The 22,887-nt window shown below is 71.6% G+C and carries 21 protein-coding genes; 7 read left to right on the forward strand and 14 right to left on the reverse strand.

What is annotated here, in order from left to right; genetic code table 11:
- The 7 genes from ACFE8Y_RS13535 to truB form a co-directional block, all read left to right on the forward strand.
- A partial coding sequence (locus ACFE8Y_RS13535) for a PQQ-binding-like beta-propeller repeat protein (protein WP_375464907.1) occupies nt 1–658 on the forward strand: 658 nt, incomplete at its 5' end.
- Nucleotides 659–876: 218 nt separating this feature from the next.
- Complete coding sequence (gene rimP, locus ACFE8Y_RS13540; protein WP_375464908.1) at nt 877–1,674, forward strand: ribosome maturation factor RimP; 798 nt, start codon at nt 877–879, stop codon at nt 1,672–1,674.
- Between the two features lie 63 nt (nt 1,675–1,737).
- Nucleotides 1,738–3,345: a transcription termination factor NusA gene (nusA, locus tag ACFE8Y_RS13545; RefSeq protein WP_375464909.1), complete on the forward strand. Its 1,608-nt coding sequence runs from the start codon at nt 1,738–1,740 to the stop codon at nt 3,343–3,345.
- Nucleotides 3,346–3,364: 19 nt separating this feature from the next.
- Entirely contained in the window at nt 3,365–4,111 is a 747-nt protein-coding gene (locus ACFE8Y_RS13550) for an RNA-binding protein (protein WP_375464910.1), read from the forward strand.
- A gap of 60 nt (nt 4,112–4,171) precedes the next feature.
- A complete protein-coding gene (gene infB, locus ACFE8Y_RS13555; protein WP_375464911.1) occupies nt 4,172–7,072 on the forward strand; it encodes a translation initiation factor IF-2 in 2,901 nt (966 codons plus the stop codon).
- A 117-nt stretch (nt 7,073–7,189) separates the two neighbouring features.
- A complete protein-coding gene (gene rbfA, locus ACFE8Y_RS13560) occupies nt 7,190–7,621 on the forward strand; it encodes a 30S ribosome-binding factor RbfA (protein ID WP_375464912.1) in 432 nt (143 codons plus the stop codon).
- Between the two features lie 131 nt (nt 7,622–7,752).
- On the forward strand, nt 7,753–8,781 hold the full coding sequence (gene truB / locus ACFE8Y_RS13565; RefSeq protein ID WP_375464913.1) for a tRNA pseudouridine(55) synthase TruB: 1,029 nt from the start codon (nt 7,753–7,755) through the stop codon (nt 8,779–8,781).
- 130 nt (nt 8,782–8,911) lie between these two features.
- Here the strand turns inward: truB and ACFE8Y_RS13570 are convergent, their stop codons facing one another.
- From ACFE8Y_RS13570 to ACFE8Y_RS13635, 14 genes are all read right to left on the reverse strand, one after another.
- Nucleotides 8,912–9,070: a hypothetical protein gene (locus tag ACFE8Y_RS13570; protein WP_375464914.1), complete on the reverse strand. Its 159-nt coding sequence runs from the start codon at nt 9,068–9,070 to the stop codon at nt 8,912–8,914.
- Complete coding sequence (locus tag ACFE8Y_RS13575; RefSeq protein WP_375464915.1) at nt 9,067–10,152, reverse strand: phytoene/squalene synthase family protein; 1,086 nt, start codon at nt 10,150–10,152, stop codon at nt 9,067–9,069. The genes ACFE8Y_RS13570 and ACFE8Y_RS13575 overlap by 4 nt, the downstream gene beginning before the upstream one ends.
- Complete coding sequence (locus ACFE8Y_RS13580; protein ID WP_375464916.1) at nt 10,133–11,659, reverse strand: phytoene desaturase; 1,527 nt, start codon at nt 11,657–11,659, stop codon at nt 10,133–10,135. Before ACFE8Y_RS13580 ends, ACFE8Y_RS13575 begins: the two co-directional genes overlap by 20 nt.
- A 61-nt stretch (nt 11,660–11,720) precedes the next feature.
- Nucleotides 11,721–12,629, reverse strand: a complete 909-nt coding sequence (gene bchO / locus ACFE8Y_RS13585) for an alpha/beta fold hydrolase BchO (protein WP_375464917.1) — start codon at nt 12,627–12,629, stop codon at nt 11,721–11,723.
- Between the two features lie 185 nt (nt 12,630–12,814).
- Complete coding sequence (locus ACFE8Y_RS13590) at nt 12,815–14,686, reverse strand: magnesium chelatase subunit D (protein ID WP_375464918.1); 1,872 nt, start codon at nt 14,684–14,686, stop codon at nt 12,815–12,817.
- The gene (locus tag ACFE8Y_RS13595) at nt 14,683–15,870 is read right to left on the reverse strand and encodes an ATP-binding protein (protein WP_375464919.1); all 1,188 of its coding nucleotides are present in this window, start codon (nt 15,868–15,870) and stop codon (nt 14,683–14,685) included. Before ACFE8Y_RS13595 ends, ACFE8Y_RS13590 begins: the two co-directional genes overlap by 4 nt.
- A 485-nt stretch (nt 15,871–16,355) precedes the next feature.
- The gene (gene hemA / locus ACFE8Y_RS13600; protein WP_375464920.1) at nt 16,356–17,573 is read right to left on the reverse strand and encodes a 5-aminolevulinate synthase; all 1,218 of its coding nucleotides are present in this window, start codon (nt 17,571–17,573) and stop codon (nt 16,356–16,358) included.
- 47 nt (nt 17,574–17,620) lie between these two features.
- On the reverse strand, nt 17,621–18,442 hold the full coding sequence (gene puhE, locus ACFE8Y_RS13605) for a putative photosynthetic complex assembly protein PuhE (RefSeq protein WP_375464921.1): 822 nt from the start codon (nt 18,440–18,442) through the stop codon (nt 17,621–17,623).
- 10 nt (nt 18,443–18,452) lie between these two features.
- Nucleotides 18,453–19,505: a magnesium-protoporphyrin IX monomethyl ester (oxidative) cyclase gene (gene acsF / locus ACFE8Y_RS13610; RefSeq protein ID WP_375464927.1), complete on the reverse strand. Its 1,053-nt coding sequence runs from the start codon at nt 19,503–19,505 to the stop codon at nt 18,453–18,455.
- A gap of 20 nt (nt 19,506–19,525) precedes the next feature.
- On the reverse strand, nt 19,526–19,828 hold the full coding sequence (locus ACFE8Y_RS13615; protein WP_375464922.1) for a hypothetical protein: 303 nt from the start codon (nt 19,826–19,828) through the stop codon (nt 19,526–19,528).
- Nucleotides 19,825–20,298 (reverse strand): photosynthetic complex assembly protein PuhC, encoded by a 474-nt coding sequence (gene puhC, locus ACFE8Y_RS13620; RefSeq protein ID WP_375464923.1) that lies wholly within the window; start codon nt 20,296–20,298, stop codon nt 19,825–19,827. The genes ACFE8Y_RS13615 and puhC overlap by 4 nt, the downstream gene beginning before the upstream one ends.
- Before the next feature lie 466 nt (nt 20,299–20,764).
- Nucleotides 20,765–21,457, reverse strand: coding sequence for a photosynthetic complex putative assembly protein PuhB (gene puhB, locus ACFE8Y_RS13625; RefSeq protein WP_375464924.1), 693 nt, complete (start codon nt 21,455–21,457; stop codon nt 20,765–20,767).
- Nucleotides 21,454–22,230 (reverse strand): photosynthetic reaction center subunit H, encoded by a 777-nt coding sequence (gene puhA / locus ACFE8Y_RS13630; protein WP_375464925.1) that lies wholly within the window; start codon nt 22,228–22,230, stop codon nt 21,454–21,456. Before puhA ends, puhB begins: the two co-directional genes overlap by 4 nt.
- A gap of 16 nt (nt 22,231–22,246) precedes the next feature.
- A partial coding sequence (locus tag ACFE8Y_RS13635) for a PucC family protein (RefSeq protein ID WP_375464926.1) occupies nt 22,247–22,887 on the reverse strand: 641 nt, incomplete at its 5' end.

The raw sequence follows: 22,887 nt of genomic DNA on the forward strand, positions 1-22,887 counted from the left end.
CTACGGCCGACCGCTGGTGCTGTCCAAGTACTCAACCGAACAGAACGGCGAGGACGAGACCACCACCGGCATCTGCCCCGGCGCGATCGGGGCGAAGAACCAGCAGCCGGCGGCCTACTCGCCGGACACGCGGCTGTTCTACGTACCGACCAACCACATCTGCATGAGCTACGAGCCGTTCCACGTCACCTACGCGCCGGGCATGCCGTTCGTCGGCGCGACGCTGAGCCTTCAGCCGCCGCCCGGGGACACGCGGACCGGCGCCTTCGTCGCGTGGGACGGGACGCGCGGGCAGATCCGGTGGTCGCTGCCCGAGCCGTTCTCGGTGTGGTCGGGCGCGCTCGCCACCGCCGGCGGGGTCGTCTTCTACGGCACGCTGGAGGGCTACCTGAAGGCTGTCGACGCCGCGACCGGCCGGGATCTCTACAGGTTCAAGACCCCGTCGGGCATCGTCGGCAACGTGATGACCTACCGGCACGGCGGCCGTCAGTACGTCGCGGTGCTCTCGGGCGTCGGCGGCTGGGCCGGCATCGGCCTCGCCGCGGGCCTGACCGATCCGTCCGACGGCGCGGGCGCGGTGGGCGGCTACGCGGCGCTCTCCAGCTACACCAGCCTCGGCGGCCAGCTCACGGTGTTTGCGCTGCCCGCGCCCCGATAGCGTCCGAGGGCGCTGCGACGGAGGTTCGCCGGCCGTGCGAACACGCTTGAAGTTCACGCGCCCGCCCGCTACACCGATCCCAACAGTTCTGGTTGCAGTCGCAAGGCTGCGGTTCGGGAGTGGGCCCCACCGGGTCCGCTCTTTTTTATTGCCGCAAGCCCTGCCGCGCCGCCCGCCGGAACGCCGCCGCACCAGCGAGTCCGACCCTGAGCGCAGTCATGCCCGATCCGTTGCCCGATCCATCGGCCGTGTCGTCCGAGAAGCGCCTGGTCCGCGAGACCGGGGTCGCCGCGCGCGTGGTGCAGGTGATCGACGGGCCCGTCGAGGGCCTCGGCTTCCGGCTGGTGCGGGTGAAGGTCTCTAGCGCCAACGGCTGCACCGTGCAGATCATGGTCGAGCGGCCGGACGGCACCATGTCGATCGACGCGTGCGAGGCGGTGAGCCGTGCGATCTCGCCGATCCTCGACCTCGACGATCCGGTCGGCATCGCCTACTATCTCGAGATCTCCTCGCCCGGCATCGACCGGCCGCTGGTACGGGTCTCGGACTTCGCCCGCTGGGCCGGCTACGAGGCCAAGATCGAGCTTGCCGTGCCCCTCGACGGCCGCAAGCGGTTCCGCGGCATCATCGGCGCGCCCGACGCGCAGGGGCTGACCGTGCCGGTCGACCTGGGCGACGTGAAGGCGGGCCTGCCGAGCCGGGTCGACGTGCCGCTGCGCGACCTCGCCGAGGCGCATCTCGTCCTCACCGACGACCTGGTCCGCGAATCACTCCGCCGCGGCGGGGCGCCGCCGCAGGAGGCGGACGACGAGGCCGGGGAGGCGGATGAGCCGCAGGACGCGGCATCGCCCGCCGGACCCTCGCCGAAGCGGTCCGCGCCCGGGGGCATCAAGTCCAAGGGGACCGGGGGCGCCAAGCCGGTGAAGGCCAAACCGGCCAGGCCCGCCTCGGACGGGCCCAGGAAACCCGCGACCACCAAGGCGGCCCGCCTCAAGGACCGCGACTCGCTCCACTGAGGCCGCGCCCCGCGTCGCAGCGCGGCCGCGGGACCGGCATTCATAGAAGAAGGACCGACACCGATGGCCGTCGTCAGCGCCAACAGGCTCGAACTCCTGCAGATCGCGGACGCGGTCGCCAGGGAGAAGATGATCGACCGCTCCGTCGTGATCGACTCGATGGAGGAGGCGATCGCCAAGGCTGCCCGCTCGCGCTACGGCGCCGAGACGGACGTGCACGCCGAGATCGACCAGAAGAGCGGCGCGCTGCGCCTGTCCCGGCACCTGCTCGTGGTCGATCTCGTCGAGAACGACGCCCGCGAGATCACCCTCGAACAGGCCCGGCGCTACAATCCCGGCGCGCTCGTCGGCGACGTGATCTCCGACACGCTCCCGCCGTTCGAGTTCGGGCGGGTGGCGGCGCAGTCGGCCAAGCAGGTGATCGTCCAGAACATCCGCGACGCCGACCGCGACCGCCAGTTCGACGAGTACAAGGACCGCGTCGGCGAGATCGTCAACGGCCTGGTCAAGCGGGTCGAGTACGGCAACGTCATCGTCGATCTCGGCCGCGGCGAGGGCATCGTGCGCCGCGACGAGATGATCCCGCGCGAGACGTTCCGGCCCGGCGACCGCATCCGCTCCTACCTCTTCGACGTCCGCCGCGAGGTGCGCGGGCCCCAGGTCTTCCTGTCGCGCTCGCACCCGCAATTCATGGCCAAGCTCTTCGGCCAGGAGGTGCCGGAGATCTACGACGGCATCGTCGAGGTAAAGGCGGTGGCCCGTGATCCCGGCTCGCGCGCCAAGATCGCGGTGATCTCCCGCGACGGGAGCATCGATCCGGTCGGTGCCTGCGTCGGCATGCGCGGCTCCCGCGTCCAGGCCGTCGTCGGCGAGCTTCAGGGGGAAAAGATCGACATCATCCCCTGGTCCGAGGATCAGGCGACCTTCATCGTGAACGCCCTCCAGCCGGCGGAGGTGGTCAAGGTGGTGCTCGACGAGGAGGCCGACCGCATCGAGGTGGTGGTGCCCGACGACCAGCTCTCGCTCGCCATCGGCCGCCGCGGCCAGAACGTGCGGCTGGCCTCCCAGCTCACCGGCTGGGACATCGACATCCTGACGGAGGCCGAGGAATCCGAGCGCCGCCAGAAGGAGTTCGCCGAGCGGACGCAGGTGTTCATGGAGGCGCTCGACGTCGACGAGACGGTGGGCCAGTTGCTGGCGGCGGAGGGGTTCCGCACCGTCGAGGAAATCGCCTACGTCGACACGCAGGAGCTGTCCTCGATCCAGGGCCTCGACGAGGAGACCGGCGCCGAGATCCAGGCCCGCGCGCAGGACCACCTCGCCCGCATCGAGGGGGAGCACGATGCCCGCCGCACCGAGCTCGGCGTCCAGGACGAACTGCGCGAGATCGAGGGCCTGACCACGCCGATGCTGGTGGCGCTTGGCGAGAACGAGGTGAAGACGATCGAGGATCTGGCCGGCTGCGCCACCGACGACCTCGTCGGCTACACCGAGGGGCGCGGCCCGGAGGCCAAGCGCCACGCCGGCTACCTCGACGCGTTCGAGCTCTCGCGCACGGATGCCGAGGGCATGATCATGGCAGCCCGCCTCCACGCCGGCTGGATCGAGGCGCTGCCCGAGCCGGAAACGACGGAGGGTGAGGAAGCCGCCGCCGAGGCGGAGGCGCACTGAAGCCGGGTCGGTGGCGACGATGCGGGCGCCGATCCCGATCGCGGACGAAGGCACCGAGGGCATCGCCCTTGATGCCGGCCCGAATCGCGGCCGCCAGGGATCGCTGCGGACCTGCATCGTCACGCGGACCGCCCAATCGCCGGACGGGATGATCCGCTTCGTCCTCGGGCCGGACGGCACGGTGGTGCCGGATCTGCGCGCCCGGCTGCCGGGCCGCGGCGCCTGGGTCTGCGCACGGCGGGCGGACATCGCGACGGCCGTGAAGAAGCGGGCGTTCAACCGGGCGTTCAGGACCCCGGACGCGGCGGCGCCCGCCGACCTGCCCGACCGGATCGCGGCGGCCCTGCGGGCGGATCTGCGCCAAGCGATCGCGCTGGCCAACAAGGCCGGCTGCGTCGTGGCGGGATTTGCCAAGGTCGAGGCCGCGATCGGCGGCCAGCCCGGGGCGGCGGCCGTGATCCACGCTTCTGACGCGAGCCCGGACGGCCGGCGCAAGCTCGGCGCGGCATTGCACCGGCGGCACGGCGATGCCATGTCCCGCGTACCGATCATCGACGACCTGTCCGAGGACGAATTGGACATGGCCTTGGGTCGGGATCATGTGATACACGCGGCACTCGTCGCAGGAGTCGGGGCCGCCGGCTGCCTGGTGCGTTGGCGTCGGCTGCGCTCCTTCGAGGGCGCCGCTGCGGCGATCGAGGAGCGCGGAGCCGCCGGACACGGCGGGGACGGCTTCCCTCTGCACGACGATGCCGTGACGGATTAGGCCGGCGCTCCGCAGGTTGCCGGTTCACGCGACGATGGAAACCCTCAGGGTTCAGGCTGAATGAGCGATACGAACAATCCGGGCGACAAGACGATGAGTAAGACTCCGGCGAAGCCGCTCTCCTTGAAGCGTCCGATCGAGCAGGGGACCGTGCGCCAGAGCTTCTCCCACGGCCGCTCCAAGCAGGTCGTGGTCGAGACGGTGAAGCGCCGCATCATCGGCGCGAGCCCCGCGCCCGTCGCCCCCGTTGCAGCACCCGTGCGGGTTGCGCCGCCGCCGCCGGCTGCACCCAGGCCCGCCCAGCGCTCCGCCTCCGGCGTCGTGCTGCGCACGCTGAGCGAGCAGGAGAGCGCTGCCCGCGCCGCCGCGTTGGCCGATGCCCAGCGCCGCGAGCAGGAAGTCCGTCGCCAAGCCGAGGTGGAAGCCGAGGCGCGTCGCGCCCGGGCCGCCGCCGAGGAGCGCGAGCGCGAGGTGGCCGCCGCTGCCAAGCGCGCCGAGGAGGCGCGCCGCCAGGAGGACGAGAAGCGGCGTGCGGCCGAGGCCGTTGCGGCAGCCGCCGCGGCCGCAACGCCGAGCACGGCCGCGGAGCCCGCTCCCGCGCCGGCTTCTGTTGCACCAGCGGGGGACGCAGCCGCACCAGCCGCACCGTCCGCGGTGGCGGCACCGGTCGCTGCCAAGCCTGCACCCGCCCCGCGTCCCGTCGCTGTGCCTGCCGCTCCGCCGGCTCCCCGCGCCGCCCCGTCGCCGGCGCGTCCGGCCTCCGCGACGGCTCGGCCGCCGCTGACCGCACGCCCGACGCCCGCCGAACCGCGCAAGACCATCACCGCGGACGTGCGCAAGCCGCAGAACCTGAACTTCATGGCCCGCCCCGCCGCGGCGCCGGAGCCGGAGAAGAGCGCGAGCCCGACCACCGCGGCGCGTCCGGCCGGAACGGCCGCGCGTCCGCCCGCCCGCCCGGCCGCGAACGAGGACGAGAGCGAGACCAAGCGCGTGATCCGGCGTCCCGGCATGCCGCTCAAGATCATCACGCCGCCCAAGACCCCGAAGCAGCCCGGCGGCGACCGCAGCCGTGGCCGCCTCACCATCGCCACCGCCACGTCGGGCGAGGACGAGCGCACCCGCTCGATCGCCTCCTTCCGCCGCCGCCAGCAGCGCATGAGCGGCAGCCGGCAGGTCGAGCAGAAGGAGAAGCTGACCCGCGAGGTGACGATCCCGGAATCGATCACGATCCAGGAACTCGCCAACCGCATGTCGGAGCGGGCGGTCGACGTGATCCGCCTGCTGATGAAGCAGGGCGAGATCCATAAGATCACCGACGTGATCGATTCGGATGCGGCGCAGATCATCGCCGAGGAGATGGGCCACACCGTGCGCCGCGTCGCCGAGTCGGACGTGGAAGAGGGCCTGACCTCGGACGAGCCGGATCTCGACGAGGATCTCGATCCGCGTCCCCCGGTCGTCACGATCATGGGTCACGTCGATCACGGCAAGACCTCGCTGCTCGACGCGATCCGCAAGGAGCACGTGGTCGATGGCGAGGCCGGCGGCATCACCCAGCACATCGGCGCCTACCAGGTCGCGTCGCCGGGTGGCGACATGATCACCTTCATCGATACTCCCGGCCACGCGGCCTTCACCTCCATGCGGGCGCGCGGCGCCAAGGTGACGGACATCGTCGTGCTCGTGGTGGCGGCCGACGACGGCGTGATGCCCCAGACCATCGAGGCGATCCAGCACGCCAAGGCCGCGGGCGTCCCGCTGATCGTGGCGATCAACAAGATCGACAAGCCCGAGGCGAAGCCGCAGCGGGTGCGCACCGAACTGCTGCAACACGACATCCAGGTCGAGTCGATGGGCGGCGAGACGCTGGAGTTCGAGGTCTCCGCCAAGACCGGCGACGGCCTGCCGGAACTGCTCGAAGGCCTGCAGCTCCAAGCCGAGATCATGGCTCTGCGCGCCAACGAGAAGCGCGACGGCGAGGGCACGGTGATCGAGGCCAAGCTCGATCGCGGCCGCGGCCCCGTGGCGACCGTGCTCGTGCAGCGCGGCACCCTGTTCACCGGAGACATCGTCGTCGCCGGCGCCGAGTGGGGCCGCGTGCGCGCGCTGATCGACGACCAGGGCGAGAACATCCAGTATGCCGGCCCGTCCGTGCCGGTCGAGGTTCTCGGCTTCAACGGCACGCCGGATGCCGGCGACCGGGTCGTCGTGGTGCCGAACGAGGCCCGTGCCCGCGAGGTCACGGAATACCGCGCCCGTACGAAGCGCGAGCGCCAGAACGCCCGCACGGGTGGCGCCAACCGCTCGCTCGTCGACATGATGCGCGACCTCAAGGAGGGTGCCGGCCGCAAGGAACTGCCGGTGCTCATCAAGGGCGACGTGCAGGGCTCGGTCGAGGCGATCTCCGGCGCGCTGGAGAAGCTCGGCAACGACGAGGTCTCGGCCCGCATCCTGCTCGCGGGCGTCGGCGGCATCACCGAGTCGGACGTGACGCTGGCGACCGCGTCGAAGGCGGTGGTGATCGGCTTCAACGTCCGCGCCCACAAGGAAGCGCGCGAGCTCGCCGAGCGCAACGACGTCGAGATCCGCTACTACAACATCATCTACGACCTCGTGGACGACATCAAAGCCACGCTGTCGGGGATGCTGCCGCCGACGCTGCGCGAGGAGCGCCTGGGCGAGGCCTTCATCCAGGAGATCTTCGAGGTCTCGAAGGTCGGCAAGGTCGCCGGCTGCCGCGTCTCCGACGGCGTCGTCGAGCGCGGCGCCCATGTCCGCCTGATCCGCGACAGCGTCGTGATCCACGAGGGCAAGCTGAAGACGCTCAAGCGCTTCAAGGACGACGCCAAGGAGGTCACGTCCGGCCAGGATTGCGGCATGGCGTTCGAGAACTTCGAGACCATGCGCGCAGGCGACATCATCGAGTGCTACCGGGTCGAGGAGATCCGCCGCACCCTCTGAGTCGGTTCGCTCGAATCGACACGGCGGCCGCGGCTCCTGCCGCGGCCGTCTTTTTTCGTATCCCTCCACTGACACGGGACGGTCCCCGCCGGATCGCGGCGCCGGACCGAAGACGCAATGGCCCAGAAACCGCCTCAGACCGGCCCGTCCCAGCGCCAGCAGCGCGTGGCCGAACTCATCCGCCACGCGCTCGCCGAGGTGCTTCAGCGCGGCGACATCCAGGACCCGGTGCTCGGCTCGCACGTGGTGACGGTGCCGGAGGTGCGGATGTCGCCCGATCTCAAGCTCGCTACCGCCTACGTCATGCCGCTCGGCGGCATGGACGAGGCCCCGGTGATCGCAGCACTTGAACGGAACCGGAAGGCCCTGCGCCAGGAAGTTGCCCGCCGGGTGAACCTGAAATACGCCCCCGAGCTGCGCTTCCGCCGCGATGAGACCTTCGACGAGGCCGCCCGGATCGATCAGTTGCTGCGCAACGAGCGGGTTCAGCGCGACCTCGAAAGGGCGGGGCCCGAGGCGGACGAGCCGGAGGCCGGCCGGGGACATTGACCGGCGGCTCCGGAACCTTGCCACTCGCCGGACATCTTCACCACCGCGTGCAGATGCCCCCGGGCCCGATCCACACCGCACCGCCCGCCGCACCGACGCCGATCAAAGACATGATGCCGACCGAGGTTGCCATGAACGACGTTCCAACCGCCGAGCATCCGGCGCCCGCGCCCGAGATGCCGCAATCGGGCGAGCGCCGGAGCCAGGACGGTCGCCAGCCGCTCCGCGGCGGCCCGCGGCCGGACCGGCCGAAGAAGCGCGACGTGTCCGGCTGGGTCATCCTCGACAAGGGTGTCGGCATGACCTCGACCCACGCCGTCGCCGTGGTGAAGCGCGCCTTCAACGCCAAGAAGGCGGGACACGCCGGCACCCTCGACCCGCTGGCCTCGGGCATCCTGCCGATCGCGCTGGGCGAGGCGACCAAGACCGTTCCGTTCGTGATGGACGGGCGCAAGGCCTACCGCTTCGCCGTGACCTGGGGGATCGAGACCGACACCGACGACGCGGAGGGCCGCCCGGTCGCGACGAGCGACGCGCGCCCGACCCGCGAGGCGGTCGAGGGCGCGCTCCCGGCCTTCGTCGGCGCCATCGAGCAGGTTCCGCCGCGCTACTCCGCGATCAAAATCCAGGGCGAGCGCGCCTACGACCTCGCCCGCGAGGGCGAGGTCGTCGAGCTGGTGGCCCGCCCCGTGCAGATCGACCGCCTCGCGGTCGTCGAGCACGTGCCCGACCGCACGGTGATCGAGGCGGAGTGCGGCAAGGGCACCTATGTCCGCGCGCTGGCCCGCGATCTCGGGCGCAGGCTCGGCTGCTTCGGCCACGTCTCGGCGCTCCGCCGAACCCGCGTCGGCCCCTTCGCGGAAGCCGATGCGTGCAACGTCGCGGGTCTCGATGCCGCCGGCCCCGACGGCAGCGTCGCCCACCTCCAGCCGGTGGAGGCGGCGCTCGACGCGATCCCCGCCGTCTCGATCTCGCGCGACATGGCGATGCGCCTGATGCGCGGCCAGCCGGTCATCCTGCGCGGCCGCGACGCCCCGGTCGAGGGCAAGATCTTCGCGACCTGCGGCGGCATCCTGGTGGCCGTCGGCGACGTGGAGCGGGGCGAACTCGTGCCGCACCGGGTGTTCCACCTCGGCGGGACGGCGGCCCGCGCGTCCTGAGCGGACCAAGACGTGGCGTGCTGTCGTTCGCGCCCCGCCTCCTTCCGGTCGACCCGCAGGCTGCGGCGGACCACGATCAGGTGCCAGACCGCAAGACCGGGAGCGGCGCGTTCAACGGCGGTCGAGGCGATCACGGCGTCCCCTCCCCGCGCTCCGCCTTCGCGGCGTCCGCCGTGGCCCGGTCCCGGCGTATGCCGCGTTTGAGCACCACGAGCTGCCAGATCGCCAGCCCGAGGCCGAGGGCGAAGACGAGGCCGATATCGAAGGCGGCAAACAGCGGATTGCTCACGCGGCCTCGCGGCCCAACGCCTCCCGCTCGCGCAGGGCCTCGATCATGTCGAGGACGCGCACGACCTGACCTGGGAAGTCCCACCAGGCCGAGCCGGACGCGGGCGGCGCCGGCACGGCGCCGATCAGGTAGGCCGTCTCGGGCAGGCTCGGCGCATCGCGCTCGGCCCGCGTCGGGAGCGGAAGCGTCGCGCGAGCCAGCAGCACCGCCTTGCGCCCGCCCGAGACGCGGGCGCGCCGGGTGAGGCTGTCGAAGCCGTTCGCCGCGATCGCGCGGCCGATCTCGGCGTAGATCAGCCGGGCGGCCCGGATCGCCGGGCGGCAGGCGAGCGGCAGCCCGCCGATCCCGGCCTCGGAGCGGGCGTAGAGCACGTCGGCGGCGGCGAGCAGGCGGGCGACCACGTCGGCGAGCGCGTCGGTCATCGCGGGCTCGGCGAGGAACGCGTCCGGGTCGATGCCGGCCTCGTCGAGCCAGTCCAGCGGCAGGTAGAGGCGGCCCGCGCGGGCATCTTCGCCGACGTCGCGGGCGATGTTGGTGAGCTGCATCGCCACGCCGAGGTCGCAGGCCCGGGCGAGCACCGCCGGGTCGCGCACCCCCATGATCAGCGTCATCGTGGCTCCCACCGAGGCGGCGACGCGCGCGGCGTAGGCGCAGAGGTCGGCGAGCGTCGCGTAGCGGCGCCCGGCAGCATCCCAGGCCAGCCCCTCGATCAGCGCCGCCGGCAGGGCGTGCGGGATCGCGTGCTCAGTGACGATGTCGGCGAGCGCCCGGTCGGCCGGGCTGTCGGCCGGGCCGCCGGCATAGATCCCGTCCAGACGCGCTTCGAGCCGCGCGACCATCCCCTGCGATGCGCCGATCTGCGCCCCGTCGACCATGTCGTCCGACAGCCGACAGAAGGCGTAGAGGCCGTAGGCCGCTCGGCCGACCTTCGACGGCAGCAGGCGCGAGGCCGCGTAGAAGCTGCGCGAGCCCGTACGGATGGCCGCGCGGCAGGCGGCATGGTCGGCGGCCGAGGCATGAGGGGTTGCCTGGGGCGAGATGCCCGGTGCGACGGCGAAAGCCTCAGGCGAAGACGCGGGCATCCGGCACCACCGTATCGAGGACCCTGGCCGTGGAGAGGACGCCGGGCAGGCCGGCGCCGGGATGGGTGCCCGCGCCCACGAGGAACAGGTTGCGCACATCCTCGGACGCGTTGTGCGGCCGGAACCACGCCGATTGGGTCAGGACCGGCTCCAGTCCGAAGCCGGACCCGCGGAAGCTCAGGAAGTCGTCGGCGAAATCCTGCGGCGTCGTCACCTTCGAGGTAACGATCGCGTCCGAGAGCCCCGGCAGCACGGTGGCTTCGAGATGGGCCGCGATCCGCCGCCGGTAGGGCTCGGCGAGCGCTGCCCAGTCCTGGCCGCCGGCGAGGTTGGGCACGGGCGAGAGCACGTAGAAGGCATCATGCCCGGGGGGCGCCAGCATCGGGTCGGTCTCCGTCGGCCGGTGCAGGTAGAGCGAGACATCCTCGGCGAGGTGTTTCCTGCGGAAGATGTCGTCGAGCAGTGCGCGGTAACGGGGACCCATCAGGATCGTGTGGTGGGCGACCTCCGGATATTTTCGCTTGGTGCCGAAGTACCACACGAACAGCCCCATGGAGGAATGGGCGCGCTCGATCTTGCGGTCCGTCCACCTGCGGCGGACGGCGGGCGGCAGCAGCGTGCGGTAGGTGTGGGCGGAATCGGCGTTCGAGACCACGATGTCGGCCGTGATCCGCTCGCCGTCGGTGAGCCGCACGCCGGTGGCCGCGCCGCCCGCCACCAGGATCTCGGCGACGTCGGCGTTGCAGCGCAGGCGTCCGCCCTGCCCCGCGATCAGGCCGACCAGCCCGTCGACGAGGCGGCCGGTGCCGCCCATGGCGAAGTGCACGCCCCAGCGCCGTTCGAGGTGTGCGATCAGGCAGTAGATCGCGCTCGCCCGGAACGGACTGCCGCCGATCAGCAGGGGGTGGAAGCTGAAGATCGTGCGCAGGCGCTCGTCGCGGATGTACTTGGCCACCACGTCGTAGACGCTGCGATGCCCCCCGAGCCGCAGGAGGTCCGGGGCGATCCGCAGCATGTCGCCGACGTTCGCGAACGGGACGTGGCCGAGTTCCTCGAAGCCGACGCGGAAGATCGCCTCGCTCCGGGCCATGAAGCGCTCGTAGCCCGCGACATCGCCGGCTGAGAACTTCGCCACCTCCCGCCTCATCGCGAAAAGGTCGCCGCTGTAGTCGAAGGTGGCGCCGTCGTCGAACCGGATGCGGTAGTAGGGCCGCATCGGCACGAGCGTCACGTCGTCCGCCATGCGGCGGTCACAGAGCGCCCACAACTCCTCGAACAGGAACGGCGCGGTGACGATGGTGGGGCCGGCATCGAACACGAAGCCGTCCTGCCGGTGGACGCGGGCCCGGCCGCCGGGCCGGTCGAGGCGCTCCAGCACCGTGACGCGATAGCCGCGCACCCCGAGCCGGATCGCCGCGGCCAATCCCCCGAAGCCGCTGCCGATGACGACGGCGTGGGGCCGCCGATCCGTCGATGTCAGTTTTTCTGACGCGTCGAGTGTCAACATAGTCTGACAGTAGGTGCGGATGCCGCCGACAGGCAAGCGGCTTTTTGCACGAGATTTCACCTCAGGCCGTCGGCTGCCCCGCGACGGACAAGCCCAGCGCATCGGCTTCGGCGAGAATGGCCGCAGCGACGCGCTCCGGCGCTTCCTCGTGGGCGAGGTGGCCGAGGTTGCGCAGCAGGGCGACGCGGGCATCGGCCAAGCGGTCGCGCACCGCGAAGGCGGTGTCGGGGGCGATCGCCTTGTCGTCGGAGCCGACGACGAGCAGCGTTCGGACCGCGAGGCGCGGCAGGTCGCGGTCTAGCGCATCGAGGTTCCAGTTCGCCATCATGCCGAGGGCGCCCGCCACGTGGCCGGGTTTTCGGAACAGGCCGCGGTAGAGATCGAGCCCGGACGCGTCGAGGCGCGAGCCGGTGCCCTGGATCAGGCGCTGGACCGCGGCGCTGTCCGCCGTCCAGGCGAAGAGCTTCGGCGTGACGGGGTTGAGGAACAGCATTCGCGCCATGCCCGGGAACAGCACCGAGGCCAGTCCCGGAAACGGCTTCAGGGCGCCGTTCAGCGCGACCAGAAGTTTCGGGTCGAGCCGCCCGTCGAGGCACATCCGGGCGAGGATCGCCGCACCCGCAGAATGCCCGACGGCGATCGTCGGCGCGGCGCCGAGGTCGGACAGGAGGTCGGCCAGCGCCGAGGCCATGCCGGGCAGAGAGAGCCGGCCCGCGGGCAGCGGATCGGTGAAGCCGTGACCAGGCAGGTCCGCCGCGATCACCCGGAACCGGTTCGCCAGCAGGGGCATCAGCCCGCGCCAGGAGTGGGTGGCGGCCCCGGTGCCGTGGACGAGGAGCAGCACGGGCGCGCCCGCCGGCCCCATCTCCTGCACGTGCCAGCGCAGGCCGGAGGCCTCGACGAAGCGGCTCGCCTCGCGATGCGGCCAATTGCGCCCGTCGCGCTCCCAGACCGGGCGATCGTCGGACATCGGCGTCGTTCCCCCCAGAGCATTTTCCATGATCCTCGGATCACGAAAAATGCTCTATCTTCTTATGTGGTCGCATTTTCTTCACGCGAGCCGGCAACCACCTCGCTTGAAAATGCTCTAGAGCTTGCGCCAACGCGGACGCGGTGCCGAACGTTGCCCGCAATCGGGCGCCCTCGGGGATCGGATCAGGCCGCCGCCGACCGCACCGCCGCGCTGAGCCGTCCGGCATCGGCCTGCGGCAGGGGCAGGTAGCGGGCGCCCATCGCCCCCGCCAGCGTCTTCGCGGCCTCCTGCGGCCGCGGCGCGGTGTCGATGAGGATTGCCACGCAGCCCGATGCGCGAAACCGCCGCGCCGCCACCAGCGCATCGTCGGTCGCCTGCGGCCGGCCGGGCTCCCCCGCGCGGGTGATGTTGGCGCGCCCGTCGGTGAGCAGCACCACCAGCGGGGTGCCGCCGCCGCGGCGGACGCTCAGCGCGACCGCGGCCGCCGCGTCGAGACCGGCGGCAAGCGGCGTGCCGCCGCCGCCGGGCAGGCCGGCGAGCCCGCGCTTGGCCCGCACCAGCGAGCGCGTCGGCGGCAGGACGAGGTCGGCACCCCGCCCCCGGAAGGCGACGAGCGCGACCCGGTCGCGCCGGACGTAGGCCTCGGCCAGCAGCAGCTCGACGGCGCCCTTGGCCTCCGCCAGCCGCTCCAGGGCCGCCGAGCCGGAGGCGTCGACCGCGAAGATCGTCGTGCTCTCGCTGCGTTGGCGGTATCGCGTGATCCGGAAATCCTCCGGCCTCACGATGATGGTCCGAGCGGGGTGCGTCGCGCCGGCCTCGGCCTGCCGGAGGCGCTGCCAGGGGGCGGCCGCCCGCAAGGTCGCAAGCAGGGCGAGCCGTCCGCGCCGCGGATCGCCCGCCCGCGCGCCGATCGGCCGGCCCTGGCGGGACGCTGCTGCCGCCGCGCCGGCTTTCCCCGCCCGGCTTCGGCCGGGCAACGGGGTCCCCGCGGCCAGGGTCGCGAGCAGGCCCGGCGGGATCGCGGCCTGAACCGCGGCGAGCACGACGTCGTCGAGGCTCGGCTCGCGGTTGTCGCGCGGCTCCGCCCCCGCGTCGTCGCGCGGCTCGGGCGGCGTGTCCGCCTGCGGCGACGGCTCCCGGTCCGGTTCGGGCTCGGCATCGTCGCCGGGCGCCTCGACGGCGGGACGACGCGTCGCCCGCGGCGCGAGGACCAGCCGCGCCGCCTCGACGATGTCGGCCTCGGCAAGGATTACGCGGCCGTCGCGCGCGGCGATCAGCCGGGCGATGCGCAGCGCCAGCAACGGACCGCGCAACGAAGCGACGCCGAGGGCGTCGGCCGCGGCGCAGAGCGCGGCGACGGCCTCGGCGGCATCGTCGGATGAAGCGGGAGGATCGCCGCGCCGCGCGCTCTCCCGGGGGGGGAGGGGCGCGTCCTCTCCGGCTGCGTCACGCCCCTCATCCCGTCCTCCTCCCTCCGCCAGAAGGGACCCGCGCCCGATCCGGCCGAGATCGATCGCAGGCGAAGCCATGACGTCCCGCATCCCCAGCCCGGTCAGGTCGAGGTCGAAGGCGAGGCGCTCCGTGAGCGCGGCGGGCGGCGCCTCGTCGTCGAGCCCCTCGTCCAGCAGCACCACGCCGACCCGCGCCGGCCGGCCCTCGCCGAAGCCGTCGCGCTCGAGCGCGAGGCGACCGGTGTCGAGCACTGCTGCGAGGCGGGCCGCGGTGCCGGGTGACAGGCGCTCGGCCATCGGCACCACCACGAGCCCGCCATCGGCCTCGGCCAGCAGCCCCGCCTGCGCCACCGGCCGCCCGGCGGCCAGGGTCGCCGCGAGGTCGAGGCCCCCGAGCAGGCGGTCGTCGGCGATGTCCGGTGGGCAGCGCCGCATCGGGCGTCCCGCCGGCAGGCTCCGCACGAGCAGGGCGAGCCACGCGTCGCGCACCGGGCCGGCGCCGGCCCGCAGCCGAACCCCGCCGCAGCCGTGCGGGTCCGCGGCCAGCAGTTCGGCCACGCGCACCGCGTCGGACCACGGCGCGCCCTCGCCCGGAGGCGTCACGCCAGCACCTCGGCGACCGCCCGCGCCACGCGGGCAGTGGAGCCGGCCTCGTCCAACGGGTTGCGGCGCAGGCGGTGGCGGAGCGCGGCCGGGGCGATGCGGCGGACGTGGTCGATCGTGACGGCCGCGGCGCCGTCCAGCGCCGCGAGCGCGCGGGCAGTGCGCATCAGGGTGAGCTCGCCGCGCAGGCCGTCGGTGCCGAGCGCGAGGCAGAGTTTCGCGCAGGCCTCCAGCACCGCGTCGGGGACGACGACGGCGGGAAGCCGCTCGCGGGCGAGCGTGATCTGCTCCGCGACTGCCTGCTCCGCCTTCGCGTAGGTCGCGCAGAAGCCGGACGCGTCGCGCTCGTAGGCGTCGCGGCGGCGGACCACGTCGATGCGGATCGCGATGTCGGTCGGCGTCGTCACCTCGACGGCGAGCCCGAACCGGTCGAGGAGCTGGGGCCGCAGTTCCCCCTCCTCCGGGTTGCCGCTGCCGACCAGCACGAAGCGCGCCGGGTGGCGCACGGAGAGGCCCTCGCGCTCGACGGTGTTCACGCCGCTCGCGGCCACGTCGAGGAGCAGGTCGACGAGGTGGTCCTCCAGCAGGTTGACCTCGTCGATGTAGAGGAATCCGCGATTGGCCCGCGCCAGCAGCCCCGGCTCGAACGCCTTCTCGCCGAGCGTCAGCGCCCGCTGCAGGTCGAGCGCCCCGACGACCCGGTCCTCGGTGGCGCCGAGCGGCAGGTCGACGACGGGGACGGGCACGAGGTGCGACGGACGGTCGGCCGGTGCTCGCCGCAGCTCTTCACCTGCCGCGTCGGGCTCCCTCTCCCAGGGGGAGAGGGCGGGGGTGCGGGGTGTGCGTCGTCCGGAGAGATCACGCCCCTCACCCTGTCCCTCTCCCCCTGGGAGAGGGGACCCGCGCTGGCTCGATCGGCCCAAATCCTCGGATGACGCTGCGGATCGCGCGGAGCAGTGCGGGCACGCTTCGGCCGGCGCCTCGGGATCGCAGGCATAGGGACACCCGACGACCGCGCGCATCCGCGGCAGCAGCCCGGCCAGCGCCCGGATCGCGGTGGATTTGCCGGTGCCGCGGTCCCCGAACACCAGCACCCCGCCGACGGACGGATCGACCGCCGCGATCAGGAGCGCTTGGCGCATCTCGTCCTGGGCGACGATGGCTGTGAAGGGGAAGGTGGTCACGCGTGCGTCACTCGACGGCTCATGTGGCTTCGCACGTTCTGCCCATCCGCGATTCAAGGATGAGGCCGACGGTAGAGGATCGTTCGGGATGCGAGCGTAGGATCGGTCTTCGAGGGGCGCAAACCTTGACCACTGCGTCTTTTCCCCGTTGCGGGTTTGCGGATGTACAAATCGCTCCACGCGATCCGAAATGGGCGCGGGTCCCGCACCCTTAGCGGGAGAGGGACAGGGTGAGGGATGAGAACTGTCCGGAAAGGTCACGCCCCTCACCCCAACCCTCTCCCCCTGGGAGAGGGGGTCGCTCGATTCATGCAGCACCCCTCGCAAGATGTGCAAATCCGCAACCCTCTGCGAGACAGGGCGGCCCGCGTAGCGGATCGATACAGGGGAGCGCCGTATCCAGAGATGTCGCTCCCCTCTTCCGACCCTCGCGTGAGCCGAGGGCCACCCGCCCACGCTAAAGGGAGAAGGGAGACTCCGGAGGGTTACTCCGCCGCCTGCTTCTGCAACCCGATCCGCCCCCAGATCGCGGCCAGCGCCCCGACGAGATGGTCGATGTCGGCGTCCGAGTGCAGCGGCGAGGGCGTGATCCGCAGGCGTTCCGTGCCGCGCGCCACGGTCGGGTAGTTGATCGGCTGCACGTAGATGCCGAACTCGTCGAGCAGGGTGTCGGAGATCGCCTTGCACAGGACGGGATCGCAGACCATCACCGGGACGATGTGGCTCTCGTTGGGCAGGTACGGGATGCCCGCGGCGTCCAGTTTTTCGCGCACGCGCTGCACGCGCTCCTGGTGGCGGGCGCGCTCGGCGCCGCTCCGCTTGAGATGGCGGATGCTCGCCGCAGCGCCCGCGGCCACCGCCGGCGGCAGCGAGGTGGTGAAGATGAAGCCCGAGGCGAAGCTGCGCACGAAGTCGCAGAGCTTCTCGGAGGCCGTGATGTAGCCGCCGTGGACGGCGAACGCCTTGCCCAGTGTGCCCTCGATCACGTCGAGCCGATGAGCGAGCCCCTCGCGCTCGGAGATGCCGCCGCCGCGCGCCCCGTAGAGGCCGACCGCGTGGACCTCGTCGAGGTAGGTCAGCGCGCCGTGGGCCTCGGCCACGTCGCAGATCTCGGCGATGGGCGCGATGTCGCCGTCCATCGAGTAGACCGATTCGAAGGCGACGAGCTTGGGCTTGGCCGGATCGAGCATCCGCAGCTTGCGGTCGAGGTCCTCCGGGTCGTTGTGGCGGAAGATCTGGCGCTCGGCGCGGCTCGCGCGGATGCCCTCGATCATCGAGGCGTGGTTTTCGGAATCCGAGAGCACGATGCAGCCGGGCAGCTTGCCGGCCAGCGTGCCGAGCGCCGCCCAGTTCGAGACGTAGCCGGAGGTGAACAGCAGCGCCGCCTCCTTCTGGTGCAGGTCGGCGAGTTCGCGCTCCAGCAGCACGTGGTAGTGGTTGGTGCCGGAGATGTTGCGGGTGCCGCCGGCGCCCGCGCCGCAGCGGTCGAGCGCCTCGTGCATCGCCCCGAGCACGTCCGGGTGCTGGCCCATGCCGAGGTAGTCGTTCGAGCACCACACCGTCACGGGGCGCGCGCCGTCCGGCCGGTGATGCGTCGCGTGCGGGAAGCGCCCGGCCTGCCGTTCGAGGTCGGTGAAGACGCGGTAGCGGCCCTCGCGGTGGAGGTTGTTGAGCTGGGCGCCGAAGAAGGCTTCGTAATCCATACCGCGTCTCCCCTGTCCTCGTGTCGGCACGGGTATCTTCCCGCGTCTCAGGCCGCGTCGCGCCGGCCGTGCTCGGCCGGCTCGTTCGTTTCGATCGTTGCCGGCGCGATCGTCTGCGTCGGCAGGCTCCAGGACCACAGGGCCGCCGAGGGCAACGGCAGCATCAGGAACCAGTGCTCCAGGGTGGCCAGCGCCATCAGCGTCGTCAGGATGGTGAAGCCGACGCGCGCGTGGGCGCCGATACCCTCGGCGAGCGCCGCCTGCCCGAGCAGGGCGACGACCAGCGTGGCGAGGCTGACCGAGACCGGAAACAGCAGGTTCATCGGCCGCTTGGCCAGGTAGCAGGCCAGATAGGCGAGGTGGTCCGGCAGGAACTCGGCGTTGAGGTTGCGCACGCCGAGGAACATGTTGAGCCGGGCGCTGAGGTTCATCCCCCAGAACACGCAGTAGGTCCACAGCGCAAACTTCTGCGGCGTGTTCCAGGTGAGCGCCAGGATCACGAGGGCGCCGAGCACGATAGCCGCCTCGTGCCACAGGCTGGTCGCCGCCGCGGCCAGGAACTTTTCCAGGCCCCGCGCGCCGGGCCGGCAGGCCTGCGGCCGCGGGCCGGTGACGAAGCCCATGTAGTAGCTCATCTCCTGCCAGCCCCAGACCAGCAGGGCGCCGGTGAAGGCGGTGTAGGCGCCGAACTCCGTGGCGTCGTCCGCGCTCGCCCCGATCGCGGCGAGCGCTGCCAGCAGCACCAGGGTGCCGCCGGCCATGCTCCACGGGAAGGTGCGCCGCGGCAGGTGGTCGAGCAGGATGATGATCCCGGTGGAGAACCACCAGATCGCCACCGCGTAGAGGGCCGGCACCGCGTAGGGCGACATCGGCACCCCGCTACCAGACCGGCTCGAGCCGGATCTCGGCCGGCATCGTGTTGTCGAGGGTCGGCAACGCGTAGAGCCGGGCGAAGGTGAGCGCGGCCCGGGCGACCTGGACGCCATGCTTCGCCTTGCCCAGGACACCGCCCTGGGCGCGGGCCTCGGCGATCTTCACGGAGCAGTCGAGCAGGGTGTCGAGCCGCTGCTTGAACTTCGTGTTGTCGAGGTCGAGCGTCAGCGGGAAGGTCTGCTTCGAGATCTCGGAGGTGATGCGGAAGACCTTGAAATCGTACTCGGACGGATCGACGCCGAGCGCGGCGTGGAAGGCCGGGCGGCAATGGTCGCGGACGTACATCGTCGCGAACACGGCGAGCAGGAAGAACTTGATCCAGTAGCGGTTCACCCCTTGCGTCAGCTTCGGGTTGGCGCGCATCAGGAGCGCGAAGGCCTCGCCGTGGCGGAACTCGTCGTTGCACCACTTCTCGAACCACTTGAAGATCGGGTGGATGCGCCGCTCGGGGTGCTTCTCCAACTCGCGATAGATGGTGATGTAGCGCGCGTAGCCGATCTTCTCGGACAGGTACGTCGCGTAGAAGATGAACTTCGGCCGGAAGAATGTGTATTTCTTCGATTTCGTGAGAAAGCCGAGGTCCACGCCGATCCCGAAATCCTTCAGCGTGTCGTTGATGAACCCGGCGTGGCGCGCCTCGTCGCGGCTCATGAAGCCGAACAGTTCCTTGATGTCCTTGTTCTTCGCGCGCTTGCGCATCTCCGCGTAGAGCACGCAGCCGGAGAACTCGGCCGTGATCGACGACACGAGGAAGTCCAGGAACTCCTTTCGAAGTTCGGGCTCCATCCCCGACAGGTCGCAATCGAAGTCGGCGTTTCGGGTGAAGTGGCGCTTGTTCGGGTCGGAGCGCAGCTCCTCGATCAGCACGTCCCACTGCGCGCGCACCGGCTCGACGTTCGTGCGGTCGAGCTCTTCGAAGTCGGTGGTGTAGAAGCGGGGCGAGAGGAAGGTGGTCTCCTGCGCCGCCTTGGTCGACTCGTTGACCGGACGCAGGGGCAGCGGATGGCGGACGGGCGCGTTCAAAGCTTCCTCCTCTCGCTGAAGCTGACTTCGTAGAGTTCGGTCAGTTCGAGATGGCCGGCGAGCTTGGTCCAGAGCCGCTCGATCCGGCCGGCCCGCGTCACCGTCGCGGTGCGGCGCACGATCAGGCGCTCGCCGTAGGGGACGCTGGTCGGCGAATCGTGGACCTGAACCTCGTCGCCGGGCTCGATCTCGAAGTCGGCGTCGAGGCTGACATGGGCGTGCAGGCTCTCGGCCGTCTGCTCGATCTCGATTGTGCAGGGCACCTCGACGGTGCGGCGGCCGGTGAGGAGTCCGATCATCGCGGGACGCTCGTGTCGGGCAGGAGGTTGCCGGGAAGGAGCTTGCCGAAGGAGAAGGCGTTAGTCGGCCCGAAGGCTTCGATGTTGACCTTGCGGCCGGTGGTCTCGTCGCTCAGCGCGAGCGAGCCGTCGTCGTAGCGGGTGAGGCGAAAGGGCTCGGCCGGCGTCAGGCCCGCCCGGAGCCGCGCTTGGGCGAAGCTGCGCAGCGTCGCCCGGATGAAGTTGTCCCGGCCCGGCTCGATCGTCTCGATCAGGCGCTGCGTGGCGGCGTCCTCGACGCGGATCGAACCGTCGGCGCGGTCCTCGACCCGCAGCGTGACGCTGGCGACCGGGTGGCCGCCCGGGCCGCCGCTGATGCCGATGCCCTCGCTCCGGCCGATCGCCACCGCCAGCATGGTGAAACCGATCAGAGCGCCCGCTCCGATCAACGCGAGCGCCGGGACCGGCCCGCCCTCCGCCACCTCACTCATCGGCTTCCCTCACCGCCTGTCCGGACCGGTCCGTGTGACACCGCATCGTGTCCGGACCGCGCCGCCGTTTCGTTGGCTTCACGTTAACCGGTGTCAAGTGCGCTTGACAATCCTCATTTTGCGTTTTGGCGGCCGATTTTCACTGATCGCTATAACTCTCTGATAAATAATGATTTTTGAAAGAAATCCCGCCCCTGTGCTCGGCCAGGGCTTCGAAAGTGGATCGACGGGTCGGAACGATCCTCGCATCGGCCGATGTAGAAGGGTACGAATCCCATCCTTCCGGGGCACCGCAGGCGAGCCCGAACCCGGAGGGCCGCGCCGGAGGCGTGCGATCCGGAACCGCCGGACGCGCCCCGATCTGAACGCCTGGCGGTTCTGGATTCCGGGTTCTGCTGCGCAGCCCCGGAATGACGAGGAGGTGGGACTGCGGTCCGCTTCTCCTCGTTGACCCGGGTTCGGAGCCCTACCGAGCCCCGGCCGCGACCAGCCGCGGCGGGCGTGCCTGGCCCTGCGGCCGGGCCACGAGGATCGGCAGCGCGGCCTCCTCCTCCGGCGCGCGCGCGGCGACGATCGCGCGGGCGAGGATGGCGGCGACCGCGGCCCCGTTGGGCACGGAGCGCAGCATCGGCTGGGGCTCGGTGACGCGCCACGGACGCGCGTGCGGCCACAGATGCAGGTAGGCGACGCGGGTGCCCTTGGTCAGGCGCAACGCGAGGTCGCCGGTGCCGTCGCCGAACGTCCTCAGGCCGGCCTCCTCGACCTGCGTCAGCGGCAGGTTGAACGTGACGGGGATCGCGATCCCGATCCGCATCACGACGCGGCGGTTGGTGACGGTGTAGGTCGTGGTCCAGGCGGCCAGCCAGCCCAAGGACCCGACCACCGCGAGGGCGGCGGCGCAGGACGCGAAGGTCGGCCACGAGGTCTTGAGGCCGGCGAGCATCGCGCCGTCCACGGCCGCCGGCAGGATGGTCCACAGGGCCAGCACCGCGAACCACAGCACGATGAAGCCGCCGTGCAGCGGGCGCGAGGCCATGCCGAAGGCGCTCGGGCGCCCCTGCCACAGGATGTGCTCGCCCGGCGGCAGCGCCGCGGGCAGGCCCTCCGGGATGCGGTCGTCGAGGATCGGGCCGTCGTCGTTCGTCCGGAGGGCGCTCATATCAGGGTCTCCGCGCGTTGGGGGGTGGCGTAGAGGGTGCCGGCGCCGAAATAGGCCATGACCTTCTCCTCCTCGAGGAGCGTCACGGAATCCGGGTCGGCGTGGGGCGGGATGGCGGCGAACTGGGCGGCCAGCAGCGCCTCGGTCTTCACCGTGCGCGAGAAGCGCCCGGTGCGGCAGAAGGTGACCGGCATCAGGACGCGGCGCCCGCCGGCCCCGAGCTCGACCTCGTAGTAGCGCGCGAAGCACTCGCCGCGGTCGATCCAGATGTCGGTGACGATTCCGGCCACCTGCCGGTCGGCGCCGAACACGGTCATGCCGATCGGGTTCGGGCCGTCCTCGTGCACCACGAAGTGCGTCGCGACCCGCAGCGGCACGATGCGCTTCTGGCCGTCGAAGGTCCGGTCGAAGTCGTCGTCGCGGGCGACCCACGAGCCGGGCCCGACATGGTCGAGCATCGGGTCGGGACCGGCCGGCTCCAGGGGGGCGCCGGGCCAGGGCTCGCGCTTACGCCCGACATAGTTGCGGTCGGGCCCCGTGGTCGCGGGCGGCGCGCTCTTCACCTTGCCGTCCGAGAGGCGGAACAGCTTCGGCGCCGGGATGAGGATCGGGTCGTGGCTCTTCAGGGTGCCGGTGACTTCCGCCTCCAGCGGGTAGCCCTCGCGGCGGTCCTCGCGGCGGATCCAGAACACGAGGCCGGCAAAGAAGATCCAGAACGCGTAGAGCACGATCTGGGCGACGTCGACGTAGCCTGTCAGGGCTCCTGTGGGCATGGTTGTCTCCCGGCGTTCAGGTTGACGAGGTGGCGAGGCGGCCGAGGGGCTCGGCCCTCGCAGCCGTTGGGGAGGCGCGCTCGCGCACGAGCGGACCGATGGCGACGAGCGTCGCGAACAGCAGCGCGATCTCGATGTGGTAGACGATCAGATAGCCGATCGACGGATCGCTCATCGCCTCGCCGAGCGCGCCCGAGGTGGCCAGCCCCGAGCCGACGTCGCGCACGATGCCGCTCGCGGCGATCGCGAGCCCCGCGGCGCTCGCCTGGACCGCGCCCCAGGCGCCGAGGGCCAGCCCGGTATCCTCCGGGCCGGCTCGTGTCATCGACGCGGTCAGCGTCCCGTGGGCGAACAGGCCGCCGCCGAGGCCGATGAGCGTGACGCCGGCGGCGAAGACCTGCGCGGAGGCGAGCGGGGCCGCGAACACCACGCAGGAGAAGGCGAGGATGCCGACCACTGCGCCGGTGGCCGCCACGCGGAACGGGTCGCCGCCGCGGGCGAGCCAGCGCGCGGCGATCAGCAGTCCCAGCCCGCCGCCGGCCGCGAGCATGGCGGTGAGCGCCGTGGTGGCGGCGACCGAGAGGTGGAGGATCTGCCCGCCGTAGGGCTCCAGCAGGATGTCCTGCATCGAGAAGGCGGCGGTGCCGAGGCCGGTCG

The organism is uncultured Methylobacterium sp. (assembly GCF_964242245.1).
GTDB lineage: Bacteria > Pseudomonadota > Alphaproteobacteria > Rhizobiales > Beijerinckiaceae > Methylobacterium.